Origin of the sequence: Arthrobacter sp. NQ7 (assembly GCF_029581595.2) — a bacterium.
Lineage (GTDB): Bacteria > Actinomycetota > Actinomycetes > Actinomycetales > Micrococcaceae > Arthrobacter > Arthrobacter phenanthrenivorans_B.
The window spans coordinates 1-6,114 of sequence record NZ_JARFXU020000045.1; the positions used below are offsets into that span (position 1 = coordinate 1).

Annotated in this window: 6 protein-coding genes and 2 pseudogenes; 6 read left to right on the forward strand and 2 right to left on the reverse strand. The window is 64.5% G+C overall.

Annotation, left to right across the window (positions count from 1 at the left end):
• Positions 1 to 405: pseudogene (locus PUN71_RS22790) on the reverse strand (CHAP domain-containing protein); the annotation flags it as partial.
• A gap of 28 nt (positions 406 to 433) precedes the next feature.
• Positions 434 to 652: a helix-turn-helix domain-containing protein gene (locus PUN71_RS22795; protein WP_277800265.1), complete on the reverse strand. Its 219-nt coding sequence runs from the start codon at positions 650 to 652 to the stop codon at positions 434 to 436.
• 182 nt (positions 653 to 834) lie between these two features.
• Between PUN71_RS22795 and PUN71_RS22800 the strand changes: the two genes are divergently transcribed.
• The 6 genes and pseudogenes from PUN71_RS22800 to PUN71_RS22825 form a co-directional block, all read left to right on the forward strand.
• The gene (locus tag PUN71_RS22800; RefSeq protein WP_277800266.1) at positions 835 to 1,452 is read left to right on the forward strand and encodes a DUF6668 family protein; all 618 of its coding nucleotides are present in this window, start codon (positions 835 to 837) and stop codon (positions 1,450 to 1,452) included.
• A gap of 14 nt (positions 1,453 to 1,466) precedes the next feature.
• Positions 1,467 to 1,754: a hypothetical protein gene (locus PUN71_RS22805; RefSeq protein ID WP_277800267.1), complete on the forward strand. Its 288-nt coding sequence runs from the start codon at positions 1,467 to 1,469 to the stop codon at positions 1,752 to 1,754.
• 14 nt (positions 1,755 to 1,768) lie between these two features.
• Positions 1,769 to 2,497 carry a DUF8175 domain-containg protein gene (locus PUN71_RS22810; protein ID WP_277800268.1) on the forward strand — a complete coding sequence of 243 codons (729 nt, stop codon included), beginning with the start codon at positions 1,769 to 1,771 and terminating at the stop codon, positions 2,495 to 2,497.
• 11 nt (positions 2,498 to 2,508) lie between these two features.
• Positions 2,509 to 3,828 carry a TrbL/VirB6 family protein gene (locus tag PUN71_RS22815; RefSeq protein WP_502861362.1) on the forward strand — a complete coding sequence of 440 codons (1,320 nt, stop codon included), beginning with the start codon at positions 2,509 to 2,511 and terminating at the stop codon, positions 3,826 to 3,828.
• Position 3,829: 1 nt separating this feature from the next.
• Positions 3,830 to 5,341, forward strand: coding sequence for an SCO6880 family protein (locus tag PUN71_RS22820; RefSeq protein ID WP_277800270.1), 1,512 nt, complete (start codon positions 3,830 to 3,832; stop codon positions 5,339 to 5,341).
• Positions 5,341 to 6,114, forward strand: a pseudogene (locus PUN71_RS22825) (ATP/GTP-binding protein); the annotation flags it as partial. The gene PUN71_RS22820 and the pseudogene PUN71_RS22825, both read left to right, overlap by 1 nt.

Here is a 6,114-nt window from a genome sequence, read left to right on the forward strand (position 1 = left end):
TGCCGTGGGATTCATTCGGTCCTGGTAGGACCCCCACGCGCCGTTGTCCCGCTGCTGGAATAGGCCTCGAGAGTCCGGACCTGGGCCGTCGCCATGGTCCAGGACGCGCAGACCGGACTCTCCCATCGCCGTCATTACGCCGATGGTCTGGCCTCTAGCCGACAGACCTAGGACTTTCCCGGCGTTGATGACAAGAGCGGCGTTCTTTAGCTGTTCACCGGTGTAGCCGGCCACGGGAACCTTGGGCAGCTTGCTCTCGTCGACGCTGACGCTGCCGCCGGCTTGCGCGCAAGGGTCGGCGCTGGCCTGGGAGCCACCGCCGAACAAGATGATCGAGAGCACCAACACGACAGGGGCGGTCAATGTCCCCGCCACCAGCAACGGTGCGCCCTTGGTGGGCTGCAAAATGTGTCCCCTCACATTTTTGTCGGACTTAGTCCGGCTCGTTGGTCAACTCGTGCTCTCCGCCAGGTTCGGGCGTGTGGCCGGCACGAAGCGAGTTTCGGTTCTCCCAAACCCAATCGGCGACTTCGTCCCGTGAGATCAGCCACGTCTTGTCCAGCTGGTAGGCCGGGATTATCCCGGCCTGGAGCCATTTGTAGGTCGTCTGCTTTGACTGGTTCAGGGCCTCGGAGAGCTGTGTGACTGTCAATCGCTCAGGAAATCCGCTAAACAGAGCGTCGACATACCGTCGATCCATCAGCTCGTCGCCCCACCCCATGTGAAGATAATACAGCATGATTCAATACGATTGCGTATAGTTGAGTACATTGGGGTCCTTCAGTGACAGTGGCTGTGAATACGATCATTGCGGACATAACAGGGGGATGTTAAATGTCGAGCTCAAAAAACAGGTGGGTCACCTTCGGCGCTAAGACTGTCGAGGAACCCATTCCCGGCGTCGACGAGACGCCGGCCTTCACACCCACTGGAGCTACCAGGCCGCAACTCAGCGTTCCGCAGCCAGACCACGCGGACAGGCTGCCCCGCTGGAACGTCTCGGGAATCACCCCGGCCTACTGGTGGCTGGGCGTTCACGGCGGGGCGGGCGAAACGTCCCTCGCACGCCTGGACAAGAAGGCCAGGGCGGCTGAGCATCACTGGCCCCTCACGGCCACCGGTTCCACCGTCGTCCTCGTGGCCCGGTCCAACATGTCGGGCCTGCGCGCCGCGCAGCTGGCCGCCACAGAGTGGGCATCAGGCACTATCCCAGGAATCCACATCGCCGGCCTCGTTGTTCTGGCCGACGCTCCAGGCCGCCTCCCTAAGGAGATCCGCGAGTTCGCCCGGGTCGTCGGCGGGGGAGTACCGCATCTGTGGCATTTCCCCTGGATCGAGGCGTGGCGCTTCGGTCACGACGTCCTGCCCGAGGAACTTCCAAAGGAAGCTCGCACCGTGCTCGACCAGGTGCGCATCGCAACAGACACCGCTGCCGGACTCCCGGCTAACTAGAAAGAGGAAAACCAATGCTGTTCTTCAAGGCCATGGAATGGTCCAGCTTCGTCATTACCGAGATCCCGAACCCGGGCACAGGCGAGGCCCCTCCCGGCTCCGCCGGCCTGCTGACGATCCTCAAGTGGGTGGCCTGGATTGTCTTCGGCTTGGCCGTCGCCGGCATCCTGATCACCGCCGGAACCATGATGATCAACAACCGTCGTGGTGAGGGCGGCGAGCACGCCGGCCGTCTTGCCTGGGTCCTCGGTGGCTGCATCCTTGCAGCCTCCGCCGGCGGCGTCGTCGGCGCCCTGGTCTAAGGAGGAGTCAAGCCATGACGGACCCGACAGTGAACGAAGAACAAAGCCCGTTGACCAAGCCTAAGTTCATCATCTCGGCCGTTGTCGTGGCGCTCATTGTTGCGCTTGGGATCATCCTGGCCCTGGTTCCCAAGGGTGGGGGCACGCCGTCACCTGAGCCGACCAACGCCGGACCTAGTACCGGTAGCAGCCAGACCAGCGCGACGACGGCCGCCAGCGTGTGCGGACTGCCGTCGGGTGACCAGACCAAACCGGCCACCGAACCGGCCGACACCAAGTGGGAACTGGTCGGGAAGATTGCTGCACCGACGTCGCCTAAGCAATTCGGTCCTGGAAAGACTGAATCGAACGGCCTTCGGTCGTGCTTTGCGCACTCACCAACTGGAGCCTTGTTCGCCGGAGCCAACGTTGTGATTCTCTCCAGCTCAGGCCGAAATGACCTGGTACTCCAGTACCTAACTGTTGAGGGCCCAGAGCGCGACAAGATGCTGCAGTCGCCGGCTGCAGCAAATAATTCTGGAAGCCCATCGTTCCAGCTGGCCGGGTTCAAGGTCACGGACTACAGCGGTGATCGTGCCGTGATCGAATATGGCTTCAAGGTATCTAATGGCACCTTCGGCTCACTGCCTGTCGTCCTTCAGTGGGCTGACGGGGACTGGAAAGCGGTGCCTCCTGCGTCTGGCCAGCCCGAAGGAAAGCAGCTGGCAGACCTTAGCGGGTTCATTCCCTGGGCGGGTGTCTGATTTTGCTCCCCATGGACCAGAACGGTAAGCCGTGCGACTGGTGGAACTTTGGGTGCCAAGCCGGGGACTTTGTAAACGACCGGGCCAGCGACGCAATCAAAGAAATGGCCGAGGCGATTGCTGACGCAGTGGGTAACGTCATCAAGACACTCGGGACGTTCTGGGTGAACGTGGGGACTCCTAGCCTGACGACAGTGCCGGGCGGGACCACGGCGAGTGATCCGGTCTTGTTCCTGCAGAACAGCCTCTACTTTTGGACCGCTGCTCTTGCTGTGCTGTCTGTGCTGGTGGGTGCAGCCAAAATGATCATTGAACGCAGGGGAGCACCGCTGCGGGATCTCGCCCGTTCGCTCGCAACGCTGGTCGTCGTCTCCGGCGCCGGCGTCGCAGCGGTCGGACTGCTGACCGTCTCGGCAGATCAGTTCTCTGCCTGGATCATCAAGAACTCCACGGATGGAACGTCGTTCAACGACAACATCACTGGGATGTTGGCGCTTTCGGCCACCAGTCCCATCGGCTCAATCATGATCATCCTCCTGGGGCTGATTGCGATTCTCGCCTCCGTCCTGCAGATCGTGCTCATGATCGTGCGTGGCGGCCTGCTAGTGGTCCTCACGGGCATCTTTCCCACGGCGGCAGCTTTCACCAACACCGAGGCCGGCAAAGGCTGGTTCCAGAAGTGCACGGCCTGGCTAATCGCCTTCATCCTCTACAAGCCGGCGGCGGCCATTATCTACGCGACAGCGTTCCGGCTCACCGGCACCAAGATCTTTGGAAACGGCGGTGACGGCAAAGACTTCGGCTCTGCACTGTTGACGACAGTTACGGGCCTGGCGCTGATGGTCATTGCCCTGTTCGCCATGCCGGCCCTCATGCGGTTCGTGACACCGATGGTTGGGGCAGTTGCCGGGGGCGGCGGTGCCGTTGCAGCCGGTGCTGTCGGTGCACTGGCTTCCGGCGCTATCAGCATGGGCAGCGCCGGCCGGGGTGGCGGTGGAACGGTCAGCACCATGCCCAGCAGCTCATCGAATCAGTCTTCAGGTTCTCAGGGACCTTCGGGCACCGGGAGCCAGGGCACAGCAGGGACGGCCGGCACGGCTGGCAAAACGGGTGGCCAGGGAGCCTCCGCAACAGCGCCCGCCGCGAGCGGGGCACAGGCAGGAACTGGAGCGGCTGCGGCTAGCAGCGGTGGAGCTGCGGCTGGTGGAGCTGCAGCGGCAGCCGGCCCCGTGGGCGTCGGCGTGATGGCCGCCCAGAAAGGACTTGAGGCCGGCCAGGCGGCCGCCGGGGCCGTCAGGAACATAAGCGAAGAATCAACGGGGGGTGCCTGACATGGCGGCTATCGAAAACACATACGTGGAACCGACCTATGGCAACTGGCGTCGGCCGCGCAAGGCCGGTATCGGCACTCTGGGCGGTCTTGCCACGGCGGGCCTTTTCATCGGCCTTATCGTCACGGTGATCTGCTTCTTCGTCGGTGGTTGGGCCGCCGGCCTGGTGGCTTTGCTCGTCCTCGGCATGGCGCTGGCCGTCGTCTCGGTGACGGACAAGCACAACAAGTCCTTGGGCGAAAGAGCCTTTGCCCGCCTGGCGTTCCGCTCGGCGCGACGGAAGAAGGCGAACCTCTACCGTTCCGGGCCACTGGGTCTGACCCCCTGGGGCGAGTATCAGCTGCCCGGGATCGCCGCCGGCTCCAAGCTCTACGAGTTCGCGGACTCCTACGGCCGGCCGTTCGCGTTGATCCACCTTCCGTCCACCGCTCACTACACGGTGGTCTTTGGCACGCAGCCTGACGGTGCGTCTCTGGTCGATCCGGAGCAGATTGATGCCTGGGTGGCCAACTGGGGAGGCTGGCTGGCGTCCTTGTCGAATGAGCCAGCCGTCGTGGCCGGATCGGTCACCGTAGAGACCGCGCCGGATTCCGGGGCGCGCCTGCGCCGGGAAGTCGAGTCGAATATCCATGAGGATGCGCCGGCCATTGCCAAGGCAATGCTGAGGGAAGCCCTGGAGACGTACCCGCAGGGGTCGGCCACGATCCGGGCCTGGGTCGCGCTGACGTTCAGCGCAGCAGCCCGGGCTGGCGGCAAGCGCCGCACCGCCGATGAGATCGCACGCGATCTCGCCTCCCGTCTTCCCGGCCTGACGGAACGTCTGGAATCCACCGGGGCCGGTGCATGCGCGCCGCTGAATGCTCAGGAGCTGTGCGAAGTTGTACGGGTTGCTTACGATCCTGCGGCCGCGCGTCTGGTCGATGAAGCCCACTACCAGGGCACGCCTGTTGACCTGACCTGGGGCGAGGTTGGCCCTTCGGCACATCAGGCCAGCTGGGACAGCTACCGCCACGACTCCGGGCACTCGGTGTCCTGGACGATGACCGGAGCCCCGCGCGGCCACGTCCTGGCGTCCGTGCTCGCCCGTCTCGTCGCCCCGCACGGAGAGATCGCCCGCAAGCGCGTCACTCTGCTGTACCGGCCCATTGAGTCGGGCCGTGCGGCCGCCATTGTGGAGTCCGACCAGACCAACGCCCTCACGCGGGCTTCATCGACCAGCCGGCCGACGGCACGCGCCCTCGTGGACGCACGCGCAGCGACCGCCACGGCTGCGGAAGAAGCCAAGGGGGCGGGCCTGGTGAATTTCGGCATGGTCGTCACGGCCACGGTGCTTTCCTCCAACGCTCTGGATGACGCTGTTGCGGTCGTAGAGGGCAACCTCGGCCCGTCAGCCCGCCTGCTGCTGCGACGGGTCTACGGCTCCCAGGATTCGGCTTTTGCCGCGTCCCTGCCGCTGGGCCTGGTCCTGCCCAAGCACTTGAAGGTGCCCGAAGAGATCCGCGAGGCCATGTGATGTTCGGCAGCAAGACCAAGCACAAGCGCACTCCTGCCGGCACCCGCACCTTGCCGGCCGCCGTCGTTCGCCGGCCAGGCCTTCGGGGCTGGCGCGGCCGCGGGCAGGGCGAAGCCGTCTACGTCACGGCCGCCGACGAGTGGCGCGGCACCTCCGTACAGGTCTGCGGCTTGTGGCCCTTCGTGGGCGGCAGCGGCACCCCCATTGTGGGCGTGCCGATCGGCGTTCACACCGATACCGGAGCGCCCTTCGGCGGAGATCCCATCAGCTGGTTCATGCACGGCATGATCAACAACCCGTCAATGTTCGTCCTCGGACTGCCGCACTACGGCAAGTCCACGCTCGTCCGCCACATCGTCCTAGGTCTTGCCGGCCGGGGGATCAACCCGCTGATCCTCGGCGATTTGAAGCCCGACTATGTTGACCTCATCGAAGCCCTGGGCGGCCAGGTCATCAGCCTGGGCCCGGGACGTGGCCACCTCAATGTCCTGGACCCTGGCGAAGCCACGGGCGCGGCTGTCCGGCTGCTTGCCTCGGCCGAAGAACACCGGGCAAAAGCCAACCGGGCCCCGGACCAGGAAGCGGCCGCGCAGCTGCTCGCTGCAGCAGTGAAGGCGGAGAAGCTGGCCGAACAGCTCATGGCGGATTCGCACAACCGGCGCCTGAACATGATCACGGCGCTTGTCACCATTGTGCGCAACGCCAAGCCCAGCGCGCACGAAGAATCTCTGATCGACCGCGCACTGCACATCCTGGACGAGCGCCTGGACCGC